Source organism: Arenibacter sp. F20364, from assembly GCF_023015905.1.
Classification (GTDB): domain Bacteria; phylum Bacteroidota; class Bacteroidia; order Flavobacteriales; family Flavobacteriaceae; genus Arenibacter.
On record NZ_JALKBD010000134.1, the window covers coordinates 1 to 728 of the forward strand.

Genomic DNA, 728 nt, shown 5'->3' on the forward strand with positions numbered 1-728 from the left:
AATACCTTGGGGAAGGGGATATTGGGCCTTACCCTGGAATGTGCCAAATGCCATGACCATAAATACGACCAGCTGTCCCAAAGGGACTATTTTGAGATTTATTCCTTTTTTAATAATGTGGATGAAAAGGGATTGCGTATGGATGCTGTTCAGGCGGCCAATCAGAAATATTTTGCAGATGCGCCTTTTATGACCATCACCGATGTGGAGACCAAGGGCGTGCTGTCCTTTATCAACAAGGCCGAAGGGGAAGCCGTCAACGTGATGGTGATGAACGATTCCATGCCCAGAAAGACCTATATTTTCAATCGAGGGGAGTACGACAGTCCCGGAGAGGAAGTAACTCCCAAGGCCCCAGAGATAATACTTCCCTTTTCGGAGGAGCTTCCAAAGAACAGATTGGGACTGGCCCAATGGGTTACCGATGAGAACAATCCCTTGACTTCCAGGGTATTTGTGAACAGGGTCTGGGGGATGTTGTTTGGGAGGGGACTTGTGGAAACTTCGGAGGATTTCGGTGTCCAGGGAAGCCTGCCCACCCATCCGCAATTGTTGGATTGGCTGGCGAAAGATTTTATGGAGCACGATTGGGACATCAAATACCTTCTAAAGAAAATAATGCTCTCGGCCACTTACCAGCAAAGCTCCATAGCCACGGAGGAGTCCAAAAAGGCCGACCCCGACAACAAGTGGCTTTCCAGGGCCCCGAGGTTCAGGATGAGCGGTGA

At 49.6% G+C, this 728-nt stretch carries 1 protein-coding gene; it reads left to right on the forward strand.

Going from position 1 to position 728, the window contains the following annotated elements; translation table 11 throughout:
* A partial coding sequence (locus MWU84_RS24035) for a DUF1553 domain-containing protein (RefSeq protein WP_246906569.1) occupies positions 1-728 on the forward strand: 728 nt, incomplete at both ends.